This is a genomic window from Caproiciproducens sp. NJN-50 (assembly GCF_004103755.1).
Taxonomy (GTDB): domain Bacteria; phylum Bacillota; class Clostridia; order Oscillospirales; family Acutalibacteraceae; genus Caproicibacter.
Window position 1 is genome coordinate 1,406,871 of sequence record NZ_CP035283.1, and the last position, 18,059, is coordinate 1,424,929.

The 18,059-nt window shown below is 53.5% G+C and carries 20 protein-coding genes; 19 read left to right on the forward strand and 1 reads right to left on the reverse strand.

The features are described from left to right. Positions 1-34 precede the first annotated feature (34 nt). The 6 genes from gltX to EQM14_RS06785 all read left to right on the forward strand — a co-directional run bounded on the left by gltX (position 35) and on the right by EQM14_RS06785 (position 6,010). The gene (gene gltX, locus EQM14_RS06760) at positions 35-1,504 is read left to right on the forward strand and encodes a glutamate--tRNA ligase (RefSeq protein ID WP_128742235.1); all 1,470 of its coding nucleotides are present in this window, start codon (positions 35-37) and stop codon (positions 1,502-1,504) included. Continuing rightward, positions 1,504-3,192: a glutamine--tRNA ligase/YqeY domain fusion protein gene (locus EQM14_RS06765; RefSeq protein WP_128744261.1), complete on the forward strand. Its 1,689-nt coding sequence runs from the start codon at positions 1,504-1,506 to the stop codon at positions 3,190-3,192. Before gltX ends, EQM14_RS06765 begins: the two co-directional genes overlap by 1 nt. Positions 3,193-3,268: 76 nt before the next feature. Then, on the forward strand, positions 3,269-3,544 hold the full coding sequence (locus tag EQM14_RS06770; protein WP_128742236.1) for a hypothetical protein: 276 nt from the start codon (positions 3,269-3,271) through the stop codon (positions 3,542-3,544). 207 nt (positions 3,545-3,751) lie between these two features. Then, entirely contained in the window at positions 3,752-4,276 is a 525-nt protein-coding gene (locus EQM14_RS06775; RefSeq protein WP_128742237.1) for a hypothetical protein, read from the forward strand. Positions 4,277-4,355: 79 nt separating this feature from the next. Then, entirely contained in the window at positions 4,356-5,045 is a 690-nt protein-coding gene (locus tag EQM14_RS06780) for a hypothetical protein (RefSeq protein ID WP_128742238.1), read from the forward strand. Positions 5,046-5,179: 134 nt separating this feature from the next. Next, positions 5,180-6,010: a hypothetical protein gene (locus tag EQM14_RS06785; RefSeq protein ID WP_128742239.1), complete on the forward strand. Its 831-nt coding sequence runs from the start codon at positions 5,180-5,182 to the stop codon at positions 6,008-6,010. A 60-nt stretch (positions 6,011-6,070) separates the two neighbouring features. Here EQM14_RS06785 and EQM14_RS06790 read toward each other — a convergent pair whose 3' ends face one another. Further along, positions 6,071-7,057 (reverse strand): biotin--[acetyl-CoA-carboxylase] ligase, encoded by a 987-nt coding sequence (locus EQM14_RS06790; RefSeq protein ID WP_243112679.1) that lies wholly within the window; start codon positions 7,055-7,057, stop codon positions 6,071-6,073. 156 nt (positions 7,058-7,213) lie between these two features. Here EQM14_RS06790 and EQM14_RS06795 point away from each other — a divergent pair, with 156 nt between their 5' ends. The 13 genes from EQM14_RS06795 (at position 7,214) to EQM14_RS06855 (ending at position 18,026) form a co-directional block, all read left to right on the forward strand. Further along, the gene (locus EQM14_RS06795) at positions 7,214-7,411 is read left to right on the forward strand and encodes a DUF951 domain-containing protein (protein ID WP_128742240.1); all 198 of its coding nucleotides are present in this window, start codon (positions 7,214-7,216) and stop codon (positions 7,409-7,411) included. Positions 7,412-7,451: 40 nt separating this feature from the next. Further along, positions 7,452-8,543, forward strand: a complete 1,092-nt coding sequence (gene prfA / locus EQM14_RS06800) for a peptide chain release factor 1 (protein ID WP_128742241.1) — start codon at positions 7,452-7,454, stop codon at positions 8,541-8,543. A 1-nt stretch (position 8,544) separates the two neighbouring features. Further along, entirely contained in the window at positions 8,545-9,567 is a 1,023-nt protein-coding gene (locus EQM14_RS06805) for an L-threonylcarbamoyladenylate synthase (protein ID WP_128742242.1), read from the forward strand. Continuing rightward, positions 9,560-10,165 (forward strand): dephospho-CoA kinase, encoded by a 606-nt coding sequence (gene coaE / locus EQM14_RS06810; RefSeq protein ID WP_164918993.1) that lies wholly within the window; start codon positions 9,560-9,562, stop codon positions 10,163-10,165. The genes EQM14_RS06805 and coaE overlap by 8 nt, the downstream gene beginning before the upstream one ends. After that, positions 10,162-10,728 (forward strand): lytic transglycosylase domain-containing protein, encoded by a 567-nt coding sequence (locus EQM14_RS06815; protein WP_128742244.1) that lies wholly within the window; start codon positions 10,162-10,164, stop codon positions 10,726-10,728. The genes coaE and EQM14_RS06815 overlap by 4 nt, the downstream gene beginning before the upstream one ends. Positions 10,729-10,742: 14 nt before the next feature. After that, the gene (locus EQM14_RS06820; RefSeq protein ID WP_128742245.1) at positions 10,743-12,155 is read left to right on the forward strand and encodes an aminopeptidase; all 1,413 of its coding nucleotides are present in this window, start codon (positions 10,743-10,745) and stop codon (positions 12,153-12,155) included. 275 nt (positions 12,156-12,430) lie between these two features. Then, positions 12,431-12,805 (forward strand): response regulator, encoded by a 375-nt coding sequence (locus EQM14_RS06825; protein WP_128742246.1) that lies wholly within the window; start codon positions 12,431-12,433, stop codon positions 12,803-12,805. Between the two features lie 74 nt (positions 12,806-12,879). Then, positions 12,880-13,434, forward strand: coding sequence for a chemotaxis protein CheC (locus EQM14_RS06830; protein ID WP_243112680.1), 555 nt, complete (start codon positions 12,880-12,882; stop codon positions 13,432-13,434). Further along, positions 13,434-14,381 (forward strand): GGDEF domain-containing protein, encoded by a 948-nt coding sequence (locus EQM14_RS06835; protein ID WP_128742248.1) that lies wholly within the window; start codon positions 13,434-13,436, stop codon positions 14,379-14,381. The genes EQM14_RS06830 and EQM14_RS06835 overlap by 1 nt, the downstream gene beginning before the upstream one ends. Before the next feature lie 116 nt (positions 14,382-14,497). Further along, positions 14,498-14,704: a DUF1858 domain-containing protein gene (locus EQM14_RS06840; RefSeq protein WP_128742249.1), complete on the forward strand. Its 207-nt coding sequence runs from the start codon at positions 14,498-14,500 to the stop codon at positions 14,702-14,704. Continuing rightward, positions 14,679-15,458 carry a tRNA (adenine(22)-N(1))-methyltransferase gene (locus tag EQM14_RS06845; protein ID WP_128742250.1) on the forward strand — a complete coding sequence of 260 codons (780 nt, stop codon included), beginning with the start codon at positions 14,679-14,681 and terminating at the stop codon, positions 15,456-15,458. Before EQM14_RS06840 ends, EQM14_RS06845 begins: the two co-directional genes overlap by 26 nt. 18 nt (positions 15,459-15,476) lie before the next feature. After that, positions 15,477-16,247, forward strand: coding sequence for a Nif3-like dinuclear metal center hexameric protein (locus tag EQM14_RS06850; protein ID WP_243112687.1), 771 nt, complete (start codon positions 15,477-15,479; stop codon positions 16,245-16,247). A gap of 18 nt (positions 16,248-16,265) precedes the next feature. Further along, positions 16,266-18,026, forward strand: a complete 1,761-nt coding sequence (locus EQM14_RS06855; RefSeq protein ID WP_128742252.1) for an Rqc2 family fibronectin-binding protein — start codon at positions 16,266-16,268, stop codon at positions 18,024-18,026. The last annotated feature ends 33 nt before the right edge of the window (positions 18,027-18,059 follow it).

Sequence of the window (18,059 nt, forward strand, 5' to 3'; positions counted from 1 at the left end):
TTAAAAAAGCGGAAATACGGCAGGAGGGTATTTGATGCGGCAAAAAGTCAGGACGAGGTTTGCCCCCAGCCCGACCGGCATCATGCATGTCGGCAATCTGAGGACGGCGCTGTTTGAATATTTAATTGCAAAATCCGGCGGCGGGGATTTTATCCTCCGCATTGAGGACACGGACCGCGAACGCTATGTGGAAGGCGCGCTGGACGTAATTTACCATACGCTCGACCAGGTCGGCCTGAAGCACGACGAGGGTCCGGATGTCGGCGGCGGCTACGGCCCCTATGTGCAGAGCGAGCGGAAGGAACTGTACCGGAAGTATGCGGAGCGGCTTGTGTCCGAGGGAAAGGCTTACCGTTGCTTCTGTTCCAAGGAACGCCTGGAGTCCCTGCACGAATCCAAGGAGGAAAACGGCGGCGGCTATGACCGGCACTGCAGAAATCTTCCGGAGGAGGAGGTACAGCGGCTTCTTGCCGCCGGCACGCCCTATGTCATCCGGCAGAAAATGCCGTTCGAAGGCTCCACCACCTTCCATGATGTGGTTTACGGTCCGATCACGATCGAAAACGAGGAGCTGGAGGATCAGATCCTCTTAAAATCCGACGGTTACCCGACCTATAATTTTGCGAACGTCGTCGACGATCACCTCATGGAAATCACCCACGTCGTGCGCGGAAGCGAATATCTCTCATCCACGCCGAAATATAATCTCCTTTACGAGGCGTTTGGCTGGGAGGTGCCGACTTATGTGCATCTGCCGCTGATTATGGGCAAAAACGCGGACGGAAGCGTGTCCAAGCTCTCGAAGCGGCACGGTTCCACGGGCTTTCAGGATCTGGTTGAGGAAGGCTATCTTCCCAGGGCGATTGTCAACTACATAGCCCTGCTCGGCTGGTGCCCGAAAGATAACCGGGAACTGTTCACGCTGGAGGAACTGGCAGAAAATTTCTCGATCGACGGGATCAGCAAATCGCCGGCCGTGTTCGATTACGATAAGCTGTTGTGGTTTAACGGGGAAATCATCCGCGCCATGCCGCAGGAGGAATTCCTCGAAAACGCGATGCCGTATTTCCGCAGTCTGTTCCCGCAGGGAGATTACCGTTGGGACGTTTTGGCGGGCGTGCTGCAGCCCCGCGTGACAAAGTTCAGCGAGATTCCCGGAATGATCGGTTTTTTAAAGGAACAGCCGGATTATCCGGCAGATTATTTTATCAATAAGAAAAGCAAAACCAACCTGGAAAACTCGGCGGAGATGCTGACAGCCGCCGTCCGGACGCTGGAGTCGCTGGACGGATGGTCGGCCGAGGCGATTCACGACGCGCTGATCGGGCTTGCGCAGCAGCTTGGAGTGAAAAACGGCACGCTGCTTTGGCCCGTGCGCATCGCGGCGGCCGGAGCCCTGGTGACCCCGGGCGGAGCGATCGAGATCCTGTGCTTCCTCGGCAGGGAAGAGTCGCTGCGCCGCCTGGACGCGGGTCTGGAAAAACTGAACAAGGAGTCGGCATGATGAGCGAAGAAGTTAAAAGCGCGGAGGAAAACGAAAGCGCGGGCAATTTTATTCACACCTTCGTCAAAGAGGACCTTGCGCCGGGCGGGCGATTCGAGGGCAAGACGGTTCACACGAGGTTCCCGCCCGAGCCGAACGGTTATCTTCACATCGGGCACGCGAAAGCCATCTGCATCGACTTTGGAACGGCGGAAAAATTCGGCGGCATGTGCAATCTGCGCATGGATGACACGAACCCTACGAAAGAGGACGTGGAGTATGTCGACGCGATCCGTGAGGATATCCGCTGGCTCGGCTTCTCCTGGGACGACCGCTTTTTTTACGCCTCCGACTATTTTTCCAAAATGTATGAGCTGGCGGAAAAACTGATCCGGGAGGGGTTCGCCTATGTCTGCGAGCTGACGCAGGAACAGTTCCGGGAATACCGCGGGGACCTGACGCACCCGGCCCGCAGCCCCTATCGGGACCGCCCGGCGGAAGAGAGTCTCGATTTGTTCCGCCGCATGAGGGACGGAGAATTCGAGGACGGCAGAATGACGCTCCGCGCGAAGATCGACCTTGCCTCCGGCAACTTCAATCTGCGCGACCCGGTACTTTACCGCATCAACCACATGGCGCACCACCGCACGAAAAATGAGTGGTGCATCTACCCGATGTACGATTTTGCGCACCCGATCGAGGATGCGATCGAGGGGATTACCCACTCGCTGTGTTCACTGGAGTTTGAGGACCACCGCCCTCTGTACGACTGGGTGATCGAGCATATCGGCCTTCCCGCGAAACCCCGGCAGATCGAGTTCGCGCGCCTCGGCATCAACAATACGGTCATGAGCAAGCGCAAGCTGCGGCTGTTGGTTGAAAACGGTTCTGTGTCCGGATGGGACGATCCGCGCATGCCGACCCTCTGCGGCTTAAGGCGCAGGGGTTACACGCCGGCCTCCATCCGCAATTTCTGCGAGCGTATCGGAGTCGCGAAGGTGAATTCCACGGTGGACTACGGCTTTCTGGAACACTGCCTGCGCGAAGACCTGAACGAAAATGCCGGCCGCGCGATGGCGGTTCTGGACCCGGTCAAGCTGGTTCTGACCAATTACCCGAAGGACGAAACGGAAACCTTCGACGTGGAGAATAATCCGGAACGCCCGGAAAGCGGCACCCGGCCGGTCAGTTTCTCCCGGGAACTGTGGATCGAGCGCGAGGATTTCATGGAGGTGCCGGAAAAGAAATATTTCCGCCTTTTCCCGGGGAATGAGGTGCGGCTCAAGACCGCCTATGTCGTCAAATGCACCGGATGCGAGAAGGATGAAAACGGAAACGTAACCGCGGTTACCGCCGAGTACGACCCGGCGACGCGCGGAGGCAATACGCCGGACGGGCGGAAAGTGAAAAGCACCATTCACTGGGTGGACGCAAAGACCGCGAAGGACGCCGAGGTCCGTTTGTACGACAGCCTGTTTACCGTCCCCGACCCGGAGGCCGGCGATTTTCTCGAGGAACTGAGTCCCGATTCGCTGAAAGTTCTGACCGGCTGCAAAGTGGAGCCGCTGTTGGCGGAGGCGGAGGCGCCGGCGTCGTTCCAGTTCCTGCGTCAGGGGTATTTCTGCGTGGACAGCCGCGACAGCAAGCCAGGACACCCGGTGTTCAATCGCTCCGTATCGCTCAAGGACGGCTTCAAAAGGAAAAGGTAATAGAAATATGAGAGTTGCCCGGTGCGGTTTTAATTGCGCCGGGCATTTTTCCATTTATGAAAGGAGTCACAAACGAATGAATCCGATTTTAAAGATCGTCAGCAGACTGATCGGCCTGGTGCTGCTGTTCCTGAACTTTTTGTATTGTTCGTTCCTTGTTCAGGAGGCAAAAATCGCCCAATGCCTTGAGATCAAGTGCCTGGGAAGCGGATATACAAATGATACGGCTTATATTCATCCGGTCTCCTATCTCGCCGTTATCGCAAATTTTATCATTGTGGGGTACCTTCTCTATCTGTCTTTCACTATAAAACTTGCGCGTTTTTATAAATTTTTTTCAAAAAAAGTGTAACAAATCGGGGGCCTCACACGGTATATCAGTAGAGGAAAAAATTACAGGTTCAATAATAGTCCGATTTCAATGCAGCGCGCGCATATGAAATAAGAAAACGAGGGAAGAGGATGACGCCGATGGGCCGTTTAGAGGGGGAACGCCGTTCCCCTTTACAAAAACCTTTTCGTACGCCTGTCAACCGAAACAAAACACAGAGGTAGAAAAATGTTAAGGACTTGGAAAAAAGCAATCAGCCTGGTTCTGGTTTTCGCCCTGTCTATGATGGTTTGCGTGCCCGCGTTCGCGGCGACATCAAATCCTAGCGAAACTATCGCTATCTCAAATAACAAGGCGACTCTTTCTGTTAATGATTTGCAAGACGGGGTAACAGTAAAAGCGAATACAATAACTGGTCAACAGGTAGTCTTTAGTCTAAAATTACGAGGTAATGTTGCAGGCATTAGAGAACTGCGTTGGACAGCTCATATGCCCTCAGGCTGGAGTAACCTGACAAATGTTAAAGGAAGAATATATGTTAAATCTACAAGTGCTTTATCAGATACATATTATTACGATGATTATATTGACTGCCCACATTTAAATGGTACTACAAGGACCGCAACTAATGTGACCAGTGACTTTTTTGTTCCTTCATCTGGAATTGTCACTGTTGGCTGGACAAACCTGTATCTTGTAGGGATAAGTGATACTTTTTCAGTCGGAAGCGCAGCGTCAGCAGTACGGCTTTAACTTTCTTTACCAGTGGTAATCTATACTTATCTCGGTACTTTGATACCGAGATAAGTATTAAAAAAGGAGGGAACGATTTATGTTTGTTAAAATAGAATTAGAAAAGATAAAAAATCATAACGAACCCTTAGATAGAACAAATAATTGTAAAATTGCCATTAGCCCGGCAACATATAGCCCGGATCAAATAGAATCATATTTACTTGATGATTTATTTTTACAATTTACTGTTGCTGATTTTTACTATTTTTATATAAATTGTAATGTCGATATTGCAATAACATTACCGATGACTTCTCTTAAACTAAAGGACCAAATTGGAATTTTATCAACTATCTTTAAAAGAATTTTAGTAAATTATGATTCTGTTAATAATATTTTAAGTTATCAATTAGAAGGAATTTCTACAGGATGCAAAAAAGCATATGAGAATATGATTCGGAAAAATAAAATCGATAAATTGATAAAGATTCTCTTTAACAAAGATGCGATTCAAAATGAGATTTGCCAATTTGGGTATTATGAATATATCAATTCGTCTGATATGTTCTTTCCTTGCAAAGAAATAAATACCATTGAGCAGCTGTTTGAAAACGAATTCTTTAAAACAAATGGTTCACTCAATCTAAGTTCTTTTACATTTCAAGAAATTGATAATTGCGGTCTCGTTAAGTATATAAAAACGAAGGTCAATAATGTTTACCTGTATATCTATGGCCTTGAATTTAATAAAAAAACTTACTATGTAAAATATTTACACTGGTATTGATTTCTCTCTCCAGGAGTGGCTAAATAAAAAGTGGATTTATTTCTGCAATTTCACAGATTCGTTGTTGGTTAAAAATCGATACTGGTGATCATTTGCCTTAGGTGCGTCGAAGAACTAAAGGAGGAAGCGCAGCTTTGCGAAGAAAGATATGGATTATTTATTCCGCTTTTGCAGTGCTGCTGTGGCTTGTAAGTCTGGCCAAGATGCTCTGTTATTCGCAGGAATTCCGGGCCGCGACAGGGGAGGCGGCCAAACCGCTGAATTTGGCCTTCCGGCTGAGCGAAACGGGATTCAACATGCTTTTCATTTTGTTCCTGCTTTTCCTGGGCTGGTTCCTGGCGTATGGCTTTGCAAAACTGCGCTTCGTCCTGCCCGCCGCCCTGGCGGTTTTGCTGATTTCCGCGCTGATCGAATTTGCCTTCACGCCGCAGAGTCGTGCCCCGTGGATCTTTGGAGGGCTGAAAGTTGTCAACGCGTTTCTCTGGTGCGGAGCTGTCCGGCTCGCTTTTTGGGCCGCCAAAAAGCACGGGGAAGTCCTTCAAAAGAAAAAGGTGGAAATCACCGTTTTTTCAGCTGTCGGCATTCTGCTGGCCCTGAATGGCTACGTCATTCAAACTGCGTCAATGAAAGAGATCACTCTTTTTCAGGAATTAAAAACTGAGATTAAAATGCCGCCCATTCCGCTGCTGAGTTATCATCTTCTTTATCTTTTTCTGCTCTTTCTCGCCGGTTGGTATACGGCTTACGGTTTTCTGCGCCTGCGCATCGTTTTCCCCGTAACGCTTGGAATTCTCCTGATTCCGGCGTTGACGGAATTTGCCTTTCATCCGCTCTTTGGCCCACTCAGCATTTTTGACGGAGTTTTGTTTTCTGCGGGCTGGATCGGAATCACGGGACTATACCGTTACGTTTTTCGAAAAGTTTCGACACCGGAGCATTTTTGCACTCCGGATGAAATGAGTTAACATCGCAGCATCTTTCATAGCAGCGCCCGGCGCAAAAACGCGTCGGGCGCTGCCGCTTATCTATTCCGCTTTCTGCCCGTAAATGCCCTGTACGCTGACTTCGCCCGCGGTGACGGTTTCCTTTGCCCCGTCGGGCAGCTCGACGATCAGTTCCCCCCGGGGAGAAACGTCCACGGCGGTTCCCGTCACGGCCGCCCCGCGGCGGGCGAATTTTACCTGCCGGCCAATCGAAACGCAGGCCCTTTTGTACTCCTCCCAGAACGCGGGGTCGGAATCCGCGTTCTGTTTCAGCAGAGTTTCAAACTGGATCAGAATTTCCTGCAACAGCGCGACGCGCCGTAAAGGTTTTCCACTTTCCATACGGATGGAAGTCGCTTTATCACGGATGGCCTCCGGAAATGCCGTGTTGTTTACATTGACTCCGATTCCAACCGCAACGAATTCGATGCGGTCAATTTCCGCCGTCATTTCCGTCAGAATCCCACAGACCTTTTTACTGCCGATCACGATGTCATTCGGCCATTTGATTTTGGCGTCACAGCCGGATAAGGAACGGACGGCGCGGGCCACGGCAAGGCCCGACAGCAGCGTTGTGACCGAAACGCGCAGGGGCAGGATCCCGGGCCGGAGCAGAACGGTAAACCACAGCCCCGTCCCGGTTGGAGAGGTCCAGCTGCGCCCCAAACGGCCTTTTCCCCCGGTCTGCTGTTCCGCGACGAACAGGCTGCCGTTCGGCGCTCCGGCGAGCGCCTGCCTTTTTGCTTCCTCGTTGGTGGAGTCGACGCTGTCGTGACAGAAAACGCTCCGGCCAAGAAACTCCGTTTCCAGCCCCGCGCCGATTTCCGCCGCAGAGTACCGGTCCGGACAGCTTTCGAGCCGATACCCTCGGTTCGTCGCGGACTCGATTTCATATCCCTCTTCCCGCAGGGAACGGATGGACTTCCATACCGCCGTCCTCGAAATATGAAGCTGTTCGCTGAGCTCCTCTCCGGAGACGAATTCTCCGTTTTCCCGGAGGCGGTTGAGAATTTGCTCTTTGGTTCCCATTTTGATCCCAGCCTTGCTCATTAGAATGCTTTTATTATATTCCGGCACGGGACAAACCGCAAGCATCCGAAAAAAAACGGCCCGCATATTGCCGTTCAGCGAATTTTGGTCTATACTAAAATAGTATGTTGCTTTGAAAAGAAAAGAGGTGCGTTCATGGACGTCAGACCGGGAGACGTGCTTCAAATGAGGAAGCCGCATCCCTGCGGGTGCAATCTGTTTCTGGTGCTGCGCTCCGGCATGGATTTTAAGATCCGGTGTCAAAAATGCGGCCATGAAGTGATGGTTCCGCGTTTGAAGTGTGAAAAAAATATTAAGAAAATAATAAGGAAAACCAGCCAGGATGAATTGTAGCTTCCTTTGTTTCCCTTAATAAAACAAAGGAGTAGTGTTTATGTTTGAAAATTTGGCGGTTTTTGAAAAGAGATATGAGGAGCTGAACCGGAAACTCTGCGATCCCACGGTCGCGTGCGATCCGGAGCAGTCAAGGGAACTGATGAAAGAGGTTCGTTCCATCGAACCGATTGTCGAAAAATACCGGGAATACGGGGAAACGGTGCGGACGGAGGACGGCGCCCGGCAGATCCTGGAGGAAGAGTCCGACCGGGAGCTTCACCGCATGGCCGAGGACGAGATTAGCGAGGCGCGTGCAAACCGGGAACGGATTGCCGAGGAGCTGAAAATTCTGCTGCTGCCGCGCGACCCGAATGATGAGAAGAACGTGATTGTCGAAATCCGCGGCGGAGCGGGCGGCGAGGAAGCCGCCCTGTTTTCCGGCGTTCTGTTCCGCATGTACAGCATGTACGCGCAGTCAAGGGGCTGGCAGACGGAAATCATGAACGCGAACGAAACGGAACTGGGCGGCTTTAAGGAAATCAGTTTTATGATTGCCGGGGACGGCGCCTATTCCAGGCTGAAATATGAAAGCGGCGTGCATCGCGTGCAGCGCGTGCCGGAGACGGAACAGCAGGGACGCATCCACACCTCGACGGCGACGGTTGCCGTTTTGCCGGAGGTAGAGGAAGTGGAGTTCGAACTGGACCCGAACGATCTGAAAATCGACACGTTCCGTTCCAGCGGCGCCGGCGGGCAGCACATCAACAAAACGTCGTCCGCCATCCGCGTCACCCACCTGCCGACCGGCATGGTCGTCGAGTGCCAGGACGAGCGCAGCCAGTACAAAAACAAGGACAGGGCGCTGAAAATCCTTCGCAGCCGGCTGTACGAACAGAAACAAAAGGAACAGGATGACAAGGTGGCTGCGGAACGCCGTTCCCAGGTGGGCACCGGCGACCGCTCGGAGCGCATCCGGACTTATAATTATCCGCAGGGCCGCGTGACGGATCACCGCATCGGGCTTACGCTTTACCGGCTGGACGCGGTTTTGAACGGGGACCTTGACGAAATATTCGACGCGCTGGTTGCGGCGGACCGCGCTCAAAAACTGAAAAATTCAGCGGAAAACGGAACGGATACGGGAGAATAAAATGAAAACGTTGTTGCTTGACGCGGCAAAGAGCGAATCGATCGAAGCCGCGGCCCATATAATAAGAAACGGCGGCCTTGTGGGCATGCCGACAGAGACCGTTTATGGCCTTGCGGCGAATGCATTTGACGGCACGGCGGTCAGAAAAATCTTTGAGGCGAAGGGAAGGCCGCAGGACAATCCGCTGATCGTTCACATCTCAAACCTGGATCAAATCGAAAAACTGGCTGTCCGGTTGCCGGAGTCCGCGAAAAAACTGGCAAAGACCTGCTGGCCCGGTCCGCTCACCATGGTGCTTGAAAAATCGGACTTGATCCCGTTTGAAGTCAGCGCGGGTCTGCCCACCGTTGGAATCCGGTTTCCGTCCCATCCCGTGGCGCAGGCGCTGATCTCGGCGGCCGGCGTTCCGATTGCCGCGCCGTCGGCCAATCGGTCCGGCTTTCCCAGCACCACGACGGCGGAACATGTGATGCGCGATATGGACGGAAAAATCGACGCCGTTCTGGACGGCGGTCCCTGCGGGGTTGGGGTGGAATCGACCATCGTCACGCTGGCTTCCGACCCGCCGCGGCTTCTGCGTCCCGGCGGCATTACGCTGGAACAGCTTCGCTCCGTACTGGGGCGTGTGGATGTCGACCCTGCTGTGATGAATCCGCTGCCGAAAGGGGCGCGGCCGCTTTCCCCCGGGATGAAATATAAGCACTATTCCCCAAAAGCGAATGTAGTGATCCTGAGCGGCGGGGAAAGAGCCTATGCCGATTATGTCAATTCCCATGCGGAGCCGGGCGTCGCGGCGCTCTGCTATGACGGGGAGGACCGCCTGCTGAGGGTTCCGGCGGTCTGTTACGGCGCGGAACGCGACACGGGCGCGCAGGCGCGGGAACTGTTTGAATCCCTCCGCCGCCTGGATGACATCGGTGCGAAAACGGTTTACGCGCGCTGCCCGGCTCCGGACGGGGTCGGCCTTGCGGTCTATAACCGTCTGATGCGTGCCGCCGGATTTGAGGTGCTTTCCCTTGAATAAGCCGGTGATCGGCCTGACCGGTCCGACCGGATCGGGCAAATCCACGGTGGCGGCCGCTTTCCGGGAGCTGGGGTGCGCCGTGATCGACGCGGATATTCTCGCCCGGAGAGCCGTTCAGCGCCCGGATTGCATCGCGGCGCTCAGCCGTGAATTCGGCGCGGACATTGTATCGGCGGACGGTTCTTTGGACCGCCGTCTGCTTGCAAAGCGGGCGTTTTCCAGTCCGGGACGGACGGAACGGCTCAATCAGATTACACATCCGGCCATTAAGGAGGAGACGGTCCGCCGCATCGGAGAGCTGCGCGGCAGCGGGGCAAAAGCCATTGTCCTCGACGCGGCTCTATTGTTTGAAAGCGGCGCGGATTCCCTCTGCGATACGGCGGTCGCGGTGACGGCGCCGCCTGAAATCCGGCTGAAAAGAATTATGAAACGGGACGGAATTGCGGAGGAGGCGGCAAAAGAACGCATGAACGCGCAAAATCCAAACGGGTACTATGAAAAACGGGCCAAATATGTTTTTGACGGGTGCACGGATTTTTGTGCGGTGCGTGACGGCGCGGCCCGTCTGCTGAAGCAGATTCTGGAGGAGGAGAATTGAAGTTCTCTAAGAGATTTTTCAGGTCCTATACGCTGCTGGCGATTCTGCTGGTCGGAGCCGTCCTGCTTCTCCGTGCGGGATATGACCGGTTTCAGAAATCTTTTTATCCGCTCCGCTATACGGAATACGTTGAGAAATATGCCCAGGAATATCATTTGGAGCCCGCGCTGGTCTATGCGGTCATCCGATCGGAAAGCAACTTCGACGCGGATGCCCGGTCCCGGTCCGGTGCCTGCGGCCTGATGCAGCTGATGCCGGACACGTTTGACTGGCTTCAGGAGAGCCAGAAGGACACCTATTCCGAAGAGGATCTTTTCCGCCCGGAGGTCAATATCCGGTATGGGTGCAGATATTTGTCGATGATGGCGGAAAGATACGGTTCTCTGCGCACAGCCCTGTGCGCCTACAACGCCGGCTCCGGCACGGTGGACGGATGGCTGAAGGATTCCAGATATTCTGCGGACGGGAAAAACCTGAAGCGGATTCCCTATGAGGAAACGCAGAATTATGCGGATTCCGTTCTGCAAAGTTATGACAAATATAAAAAACTTTATCAGTTGTGAAGGAGAGACAGACCATGGAGAAAAAAGAAGAAGCATCCCAGGTCAAGGAGTTAACGAAAAAGCTTTTGATTGACAGGAAAAGCGGCTATTTCAAAGTGCCGGAAAGTCAGGTGGAAAAAGCCGACCGCTTCTGCGACGGCTATATGAAGTTTATCGGCGCGGCGAAAACGGAACGGGAGGTAACGCGCTATGCGGTCGAGGCGGCCGAAAAGGCGGGGTTTGCTCCCTATGAAGAGGGAAAACGCTATCAGCCGGGCGACCGCGTTTATTACAACAACCGGGGCAAAGCGGCAATTTTCGCCGTGATTGGGGAGGAGGGCTGCCGGGATGGCGTCCGGATTGCCGCCGCCCACATTGATTCTCCCCGTCTGGATTTAAAACCCCATCCTCTTTACGAAAAAGATGGACTGGCCTTATTTAAAACGCACTACTACGGCGGAATCAAGAAATACCAGTGGACGACGATCCCGCTGTCCCTGCACGGCCGCGTTGTTCTGAAGGACGGCACACACGTAGACCTCCGCATCGGAGAAAAGCCCGGCGACCCGCAGTTTACCATAACGGACCTTCTGATCCATCTTGCGACCGAGCAGATGCAGAAGACGCTGTCCAAGGGGGTCGAGGGGGAAAACCTGAATATTCTCGCCGGCAGCCGCCCGATCCGCTCGGAAGACGGCGAGAATCTTTTCAAGCTCAACCTGATGAAGATCCTGAATGAAAAATACGGTATGACCGAAGAGGATTTTGTCTCCGCGGACCTGGAGCTCGTCCCGGCGTTCAGTGCGGTGGATATTGGGTTTGACCGCAGCATGATCGGCGCTTACGGACATGACGACCGAGTCTGCGCCTATCCGGCCCTGATGGCAGCGCTTCATGCCAAGACTCCGAAAAACACCGTATTGACGGTTCTCGCGGATAAGGAAGAGATCGGAAGCGACGGAAACACGGGCCTGAACAGCCAGTTTATGCGCTATTTTATCGCCGACCTGGCGGAAGCCGAGGGCCTTGCGGTTCGCCATGTTCTCAGCCGTTCCAAATGCCTGTCCGCGGATGTGACGGCGGCTTATGATCCTACCTATCCGGATGTGTATGAGGCGGCGAATTCCTGCTTCCTGAACAGCGGAGTGGGGATGGCAAAGTATACGGGCGCGCGCGGGAAGAGCGGTTCCAGCGAGGCTTCCGCCGAGTTTGTATCCGAAATTCGCCGGCTGTTTGAGAAAAACGGCGTTTTGTGGCAGATCGGCGAGCTTGGGAAAGTGGATGCCGGCGGCGGCGGAACGGTTGCCATGTATATCGCCAACCTGAATGTCGACGTTCTCGATATCGGAGTTCCGGTCCTGTCCATGCATTCGCCTTTTGAAGTTGTTTCCAAGCTGGATGTTTATATGACCTATGAGGGAATCAAAGCGTTCTTTGAGGCGCGTTGATTTTCAGGCCTTGCAGGGAAAAGAGAACCCGTTCTCTTTTCCCTGCTCCGTATTTTCCCGCTTTTTGCGCCGGGAACCCTTTGCCAATCGATTCGGCCTACCGGTTACCAGGCGTTTATTTTTATTGCCGCGATGACCAAACGGCTGGCGGGCGAATTGATTGACATTACTTTTTTTCCATGCTATGATAATGAAAATCGTCAGACCCTATTACTTTTTCCCAAGTTCTTCCATGTTTTGCAATAATATGCGCTTTTGGAGGCTGAACAACGACTATGATTTGTGTTCTCATAGTTGATGATTCTGTGTTTTCACAAAAAGTAACTGCTAATTTATTAAAAAAAGCAATGCCCGGCAAGGATATCGCAATCAGCTTCGCTTCTGACGGGGAAGAGGGACTGAAGAAATTCCGGGCACTGAAACCGGATTATATGTTCGTCGATCTTTTAATGCCGAAGCTGGGCGGGGCGGAACTGATCCGTGCCGTTCAAAAAGAAGGCGGCACCGGCGTCATCGTTGTGACCGCCGATATTCAGAAGTGTGTTCGTGAGGAAATCGAAGCGCTGGGTGTACTGGCTTTCGTTAATAAGCCTCTGAATGACGAAAAAATGCGGTTGTTATGCGACCGGATAGATGGTAAGGAACGATAAAAGTGGATCGAGAGTGCTTTCGTTGTGATATTTTAAGTGAATTGTTCAATATCGGGGTGGGAAGAGCGGCGGATATGCTCTCAGAGATTGTCCATCGGAAAATCAGTCTGCAAATTCCCAAAATCAGGATTCCTGAAGATGAGGACAGAGAACTTAAACTCAGCGAAGAGTTCTCAGGTTTGTTCGACGGCGCGTTGATGGTATCGACGATTTCTTTTACAAACAGTTTGAAAGGGAGGGCGAACCTGGTTTTTCCGGCGGACAAAATTAAAAAATTTGTCACTCTCTGTTCCGGCGACGGCTCCGTTCCTCCGGAAGATACTGTTTTTACCGATGTGGATTTTGACGTGATCCGCGAAATCGGCAATATCCTGCTGAACTGTATTCTCGGCGAACTTGGAAATCTGATTAATGTGCAGTTGGCTTATGATCTCCCCCATGTGGCGGTTTACGACCGAATCAATTTCAGCAAAGATATCGACAGTGAGAAAAACCATTCTTTCATAATTTTATTTGTCACGTTCCTGATCGACAGCACGGAAATAGAGGGTGCGGTCATCATCGATCTGATGGTGGAATCTTACCGTGAATTGTTTCGTTTGCTGGACGGAATTGAGGCGGGGCTTTGATGGACGGGGTTTCACATGAGGTGCTGGATCGGCTGAATCTGGGAATCCTGATTGTGGATGAGAAATTAAAAATACTGTTTCAGAACCGCTTTATGCAGAGATTTGACAAAGGGCGTGCGGATGCGGGGGAGTGCGGAAGTCTGCCTGGACTGATCCCCGGATTCAACAGCCCTTATTTTCAAATGTCCCTGATGGATGCTCTGGAACAGGGACATAATCTTTTTTTTTCCGCGGCCATGCACGAAATGCTGATGGGCTGCCGCGAAAAGTACAATATCAGGGTAACCAGGTTTATGGAAAACGGCCAAAAGCGCCTGCTGCTCGAATTCACCGAGGTGACGGATTCCTTTGAACGGATCCGCCAGCTTCGCGAAAGCATCAGTGAACTTCGCCTGCTGAATCAGGAACTGAAACAGAAGGAACAGGCCATTCAGCGCCTCGCTTATTATGACCAGTTGACCGGCGTTGCAAACAGGACGCTTTTTTACGAAATGGCGGAAAAATTCCTGCGCGCGGCGGAACGCAACCGGGAAGTCTTGGGCCTTATGTTTATTGACGTGGACAACTTCAAACAGATCAACGACACCTACGGGCATGAAGCCGGGGATAAGGTGCTGATTCAGGTGGCGGAGATTCTGACCGCGGCGACGCGCAGAAACGATATCGTCGCCCGTTACGGAGGAGATGAATTCCTGATTCTGCTCCCGCAGATCAACGAACCGGACAACTATAAAATCGTTGTTTCCAAAATTCTCCGGGCAAAACGGGACGCCATGTTGAGCAACGGCGTTTCCGTGCGAATTTGTCTGAGTGTAGGGGTGAGCTTTTATCCGCAGGACGGGGATTCGGTGGACCAACTGATCGTCAAGGCGGACCGTGCGATGTATATTGCCAAAAAGCGCGAAGGTGACAACTGGTATTACCCCGCAGAAAACGGCGAAAACTGATTCCCAATGGAACCGCACGGTGCCGGTCCTTAGAAATGTATTGCAAAGATTTTGCCTGGGTATTATAATAAGCATGTCTCATATTATGAATTTTACCTTTTTTGGAGGATACAGTTATGGTAGCGATTACCAAACAGTCTTTAATCGGAGATATTCTTGATCTTGACACCAGCACGGCTCCTTTTTTCATGGAAATGGGCATGCACTGCCTGGGATGCCCCGCTTCCCGCGGCGAATCACTGGAGGAAGCCTGTGTCGTTCACGGTGTGGATGTGGAGGAAATGGTTCAGAAGCTCAATGAACACCTCGCATCCCGCCAGTAAAAACAAGCGGCCGTCCGACAGAAGCTTTGCCGGACGGCCGTCCGGCGTGTCCCGCCGGGCATGCGCTCTGTTTTCCCTTGGAGACAGGCTTTCCCTCTGCGCTTCCATGGTGCGGGCGGGAACGGCGCTTGCGGATGTGGGAACCGACCACGCCTATCTGCCGGTCTGGCTTGCAAAACGGGGAATGATCCGAAGCGCCGTAGCCGCCGACGTCAGGCCGGGTCCTTTGGCGCGTGCGCGTGCAAATATTGACCGCTTCGGGGTATCGAATCTGGTGTCGGCGCGTCTTTCGGACGGTTTGGACCGGATAGAGCCATCGGAAGCGGAGGATCTCGTGATTGCCGGCATGGGCGGGCTGATGATGGTCCGTATTCTTGAGCGCGCGCCTTGGCTAAAGGAAACGGGCCGCCGCCTGATCCTTCAACCCATGACGAAGGCGGAGGAACTGCGCGGATTTCTTGTGCGGCAAGGGTTCCTGATCGAGCGGGAACAGGCCGCCGAAGAGGACGGCCATGTCTATTCGGTGATGCAGGTCTCCTTTTGCCCCCAGGGACGGCAGGAAGAAGAGCTGTTTTACTACATCGGCAGAATGACAGCGGATACGGTGCAGGGAAGAAAGTACCTCGAAATACAGAAGCGGCGTTTGGAAAAGCGGGCGAACGGTCTCCTCAGGTCAGGAAACGCCCGGGATGCCGGCCGCTTTTATTTCCTTGTATCCGAAATTGAAAAATTGCTGTCATCCAGACCGGCTTAATCGAAAGAGGAGCTGCTTATGACGACGACTGGCGACATTTTTCAGTTTATCGACGGATTTGCGCCGTTTCGCACGGCGATGGGTTTTGACAACCCCGGACTGCTGGTTGGCGACGAGGGCATGAACGTGACAAAATCCATCCTGTCCCTGGACATCACGCCTGAGGTGGTGCGGGAAGCGTCCGAATTGGGCGCACAGCTGATTGTCAGCCATCATCCGGTGATTTTTCATCCGCTCAAAAGACTGGACACGGCTTCGGTGCCGTATTTGCTGGCAAGCCGCTCCATCGCGGCAATCTGTGCCCATACGAATCTTGACATGGCGCCGGGCGGGGTCAACGACTGTCTTGCCGGCCGGCTCAGACTGAAAAATGTCAGAATGCTGTGTGAAAATTCGGATTCCGGCCTTCCGGAGGCGCTTTGCGGGGAAACGGACCGAGAATACAGCCCGCGCGAGTTCGCTCAATTTGTCAAGAACGCGCTGGGGTGCGAAGGACTTTGCTACGTCGACGGCGGAAGGCGCGTCAATTCGGCCGGACTCTGCGGCGGAGGCGGAGCCGACTATCTGTATGATGCGGCCCAGGCCGGCTGCCAGGCGTTTGTGACGGGAGAATGCAAGCACAATATCTTGCTGGATGCGGAGAGCCTGGGCGTCACACTGGTCGCTGCCGGACATTTTGAAACCGAGGACCCGGTGATCCCGGCGCTGATGCAAAAGCTCGCGGAACGGTTTCAGGACGTGTCTTTTGTCCGGTCACGCGCAGCGCACGGGCCGGTGCATTATCTGTAACGATTCGGAGGGAACAAAATGGCACTGGACGGAGCGTTTTTGCGCCATCTGAAGCGCGAAATTGAAGAGACTGCGGCCGGCGCCAGAGTGGACCGGATTTATCAGCCGAACCGGGATGAAATCCTTTTTTTGCTGCGGTCGAGGGACGGCGCGTTCCGCTTGCTTCTTTCGGCACGGGCGAACAGCGCGCGCGTCCATTTCACCCGCTATGCGCCGGAAAATCCAAAGGAGCCCCCCATGCTTTGCATGCTTTTGCGGAAAAAACTCTCGGGGGCGCGCCTTGCCGGCGTTCGGCAGCCGGAACTGGAACGCCTTCTTTTTTTGGATTTTGACTCGGTGAACGAGCTTGGCGACCAAGTGCGCCTGACCGTTGCCGTGGAGGTGATGGGCCGTTACAGCAATATCATTCTGATCGACAGAGACGGCAACATTGTCGACGCGCTGAAGCGCGTCGACGCGGGAATGACCTCCGGGCGGCTGGTTTTGCCGGGACTGAGGTACCGTCTGCCCCCGCCGCAGGACAAGCTGTGCCTGCTTTCATCCGGCCGGGAAGAAATCATTGAGCGTCTGCGCGCGATTCCGGGTGATATGGAGCTGTCCAAAGCGTTGCTTTCTTCTCTTCAGGGCCTTTCTCCCGTGGTCTGCAGGGAACTGGCATTCCTGACGGGGAGAGGAAGAGAACTGACCCTGCGGGGAATGGTGCAGGAGCAGTGGGGCCGGCTGTCCTTTTTTCTGGGATCGGTTTCGGACACGATCCGCAATGCCTCCGGAGACCCCTGGACCGCCTGTACCACCGACGGAAAACCGCTGGATTTTTCGTTCTTGCGAATCGGTCAGTATGGAAGCGCGGCGGTCGTCAGACAGGAAAAGAGTTTTTCCGGTCTTTTGGACGATTTTTACGAGGAGCGGGACCGGATCGCCCGCATGAAAGCGCGTTCGCAGGATCTCCTGCGGGTTCTTACGAATGCTTCTGACCGGCTGAACAGGAAAATCAACGCGCAGCGCGCGGAATTGGAGCAGTGTTCGAAACGGGACAATCTTCGGGTGTTCGGCGACTTGGTGAACGCGAACCTTTACCGGCTGGAAAAGGGACAAAGCTCCGCCGTCCTCGAAAATTTCTATGCGGAGGGACAGCCAGGCGTCGCCGTCCCGCTGGATCCCGCTCTTTCGCCCGTTCAGAATGCGCAGAAATATTATAAGGAATACCGCAAGCAGCGCACGGCGGAAGAAATCCTCACGGTTCAGATTCAACGTGCGGAACAGGAGCTGGCTTATCTGGATACGGTGTTTGAGGAACTCAGCCGCGCCGCCGATGAGAAGGATCTGAATGAGATCCGCGGGGAACTGGAGGGAGAGGGATATTTCCGCACGCAGAGAAAATCCAAACGCCGGGCTGCCGTTCAGGGTCCGATGCAGTTCGAATCTTCCGATGGGTTCCGGATCCTTGTGGGGAGGAACAACAGCCAGAACGATCTGCTGACGCTTCGTCAGGCCGGGAAAAACGACCTTTGGTTCCACACGAAAAATATTCCGGGTTCTCACGTCGTGCTGTTTACCCAGGGCAGAGAGGCGACTTCGGCCGCCGTAGCTGAGGCGGCCCTCCTTTCGGCCTGTTATAGCCGCGGGAGGGATTCATCCAATGTTGCGGTGGACTATACCCTGGTCAGGAATGTCTCGAAACCGCAGGGAGCAAAACCGGGAATGGTCATCTATGTCAGGAATAAAACTGTTTTTGCGGAACCGGACAGAAAAACGGCGGAGAAAATGAGAGTCAAATGAATTTTCCGGCGAACGCTGGCAATATTTCGTATG

Excerpts from the sequence above, each read along its gene's own strand:
- EQM14_RS06805 (WP_128742242.1), top strand. The coding sequence starts at position 8,545 with ATGAAAACGTTGTTGCTTGACGCGGCAAAGAGCGAATCGATCGAAGCC.
- EQM14_RS06855 (WP_128742252.1), top strand. The coding sequence starts at position 16,266 with ATGGCACTGGACGGAGCGTTTTTGCGCCATCTGAAGCGCGAAATTGAA.
- prfA (WP_128742241.1), top strand. The coding sequence starts at position 7,452 with ATGTTTGAAAATTTGGCGGTTTTTGAAAAGAGATATGAGGAGCTGAAC.
- EQM14_RS06775 (WP_128742237.1), top strand. The coding sequence starts at position 3,752 with ATGTTAAGGACTTGGAAAAAAGCAATCAGCCTGGTTCTGGTTTTCGCC.
- EQM14_RS06790 (WP_243112679.1), bottom strand. The coding sequence starts at position 7,057 with ATGGGAACCAAAGAGCAAATTCTCAACCGCCTCCGGGAAAACGGAGAA.
- EQM14_RS06830 (WP_243112680.1), top strand. The coding sequence starts at position 12,880 with ATGCTCTCAGAGATTGTCCATCGGAAAATCAGTCTGCAAATTCCCAAA.
- EQM14_RS06780 (WP_128742238.1), top strand. The coding sequence starts at position 4,356 with ATGTTTGTTAAAATAGAATTAGAAAAGATAAAAAATCATAACGAACCC.
- EQM14_RS06770 (WP_128742236.1), top strand. The coding sequence starts at position 3,269 with ATGAATCCGATTTTAAAGATCGTCAGCAGACTGATCGGCCTGGTGCTG.
- EQM14_RS06820 (WP_128742245.1), top strand. The coding sequence starts at position 10,743 with ATGGAGAAAAAAGAAGAAGCATCCCAGGTCAAGGAGTTAACGAAAAAG.
- EQM14_RS06795 (WP_128742240.1), top strand. The coding sequence starts at position 7,214 with ATGGACGTCAGACCGGGAGACGTGCTTCAAATGAGGAAGCCGCATCCC.
- EQM14_RS06765 (WP_128744261.1), top strand. The coding sequence starts at position 1,504 with ATGAGCGAAGAAGTTAAAAGCGCGGAGGAAAACGAAAGCGCGGGCAAT.
- gltX (WP_128742235.1), top strand. The coding sequence starts at position 35 with ATGCGGCAAAAAGTCAGGACGAGGTTTGCCCCCAGCCCGACCGGCATC.
- EQM14_RS06850 (WP_243112687.1), top strand. The coding sequence starts at position 15,477 with ATGACGACGACTGGCGACATTTTTCAGTTTATCGACGGATTTGCGCCG.
- EQM14_RS06840 (WP_128742249.1), top strand. The coding sequence starts at position 14,498 with ATGGTAGCGATTACCAAACAGTCTTTAATCGGAGATATTCTTGATCTT.
- EQM14_RS06845 (WP_128742250.1), top strand. The coding sequence starts at position 14,679 with ATGAACACCTCGCATCCCGCCAGTAAAAACAAGCGGCCGTCCGACAGA.
- EQM14_RS06835 (WP_128742248.1), top strand. The coding sequence starts at position 13,434 with ATGGACGGGGTTTCACATGAGGTGCTGGATCGGCTGAATCTGGGAATC.
- EQM14_RS06825 (WP_128742246.1), top strand. The coding sequence starts at position 12,431 with ATGATTTGTGTTCTCATAGTTGATGATTCTGTGTTTTCACAAAAAGTA.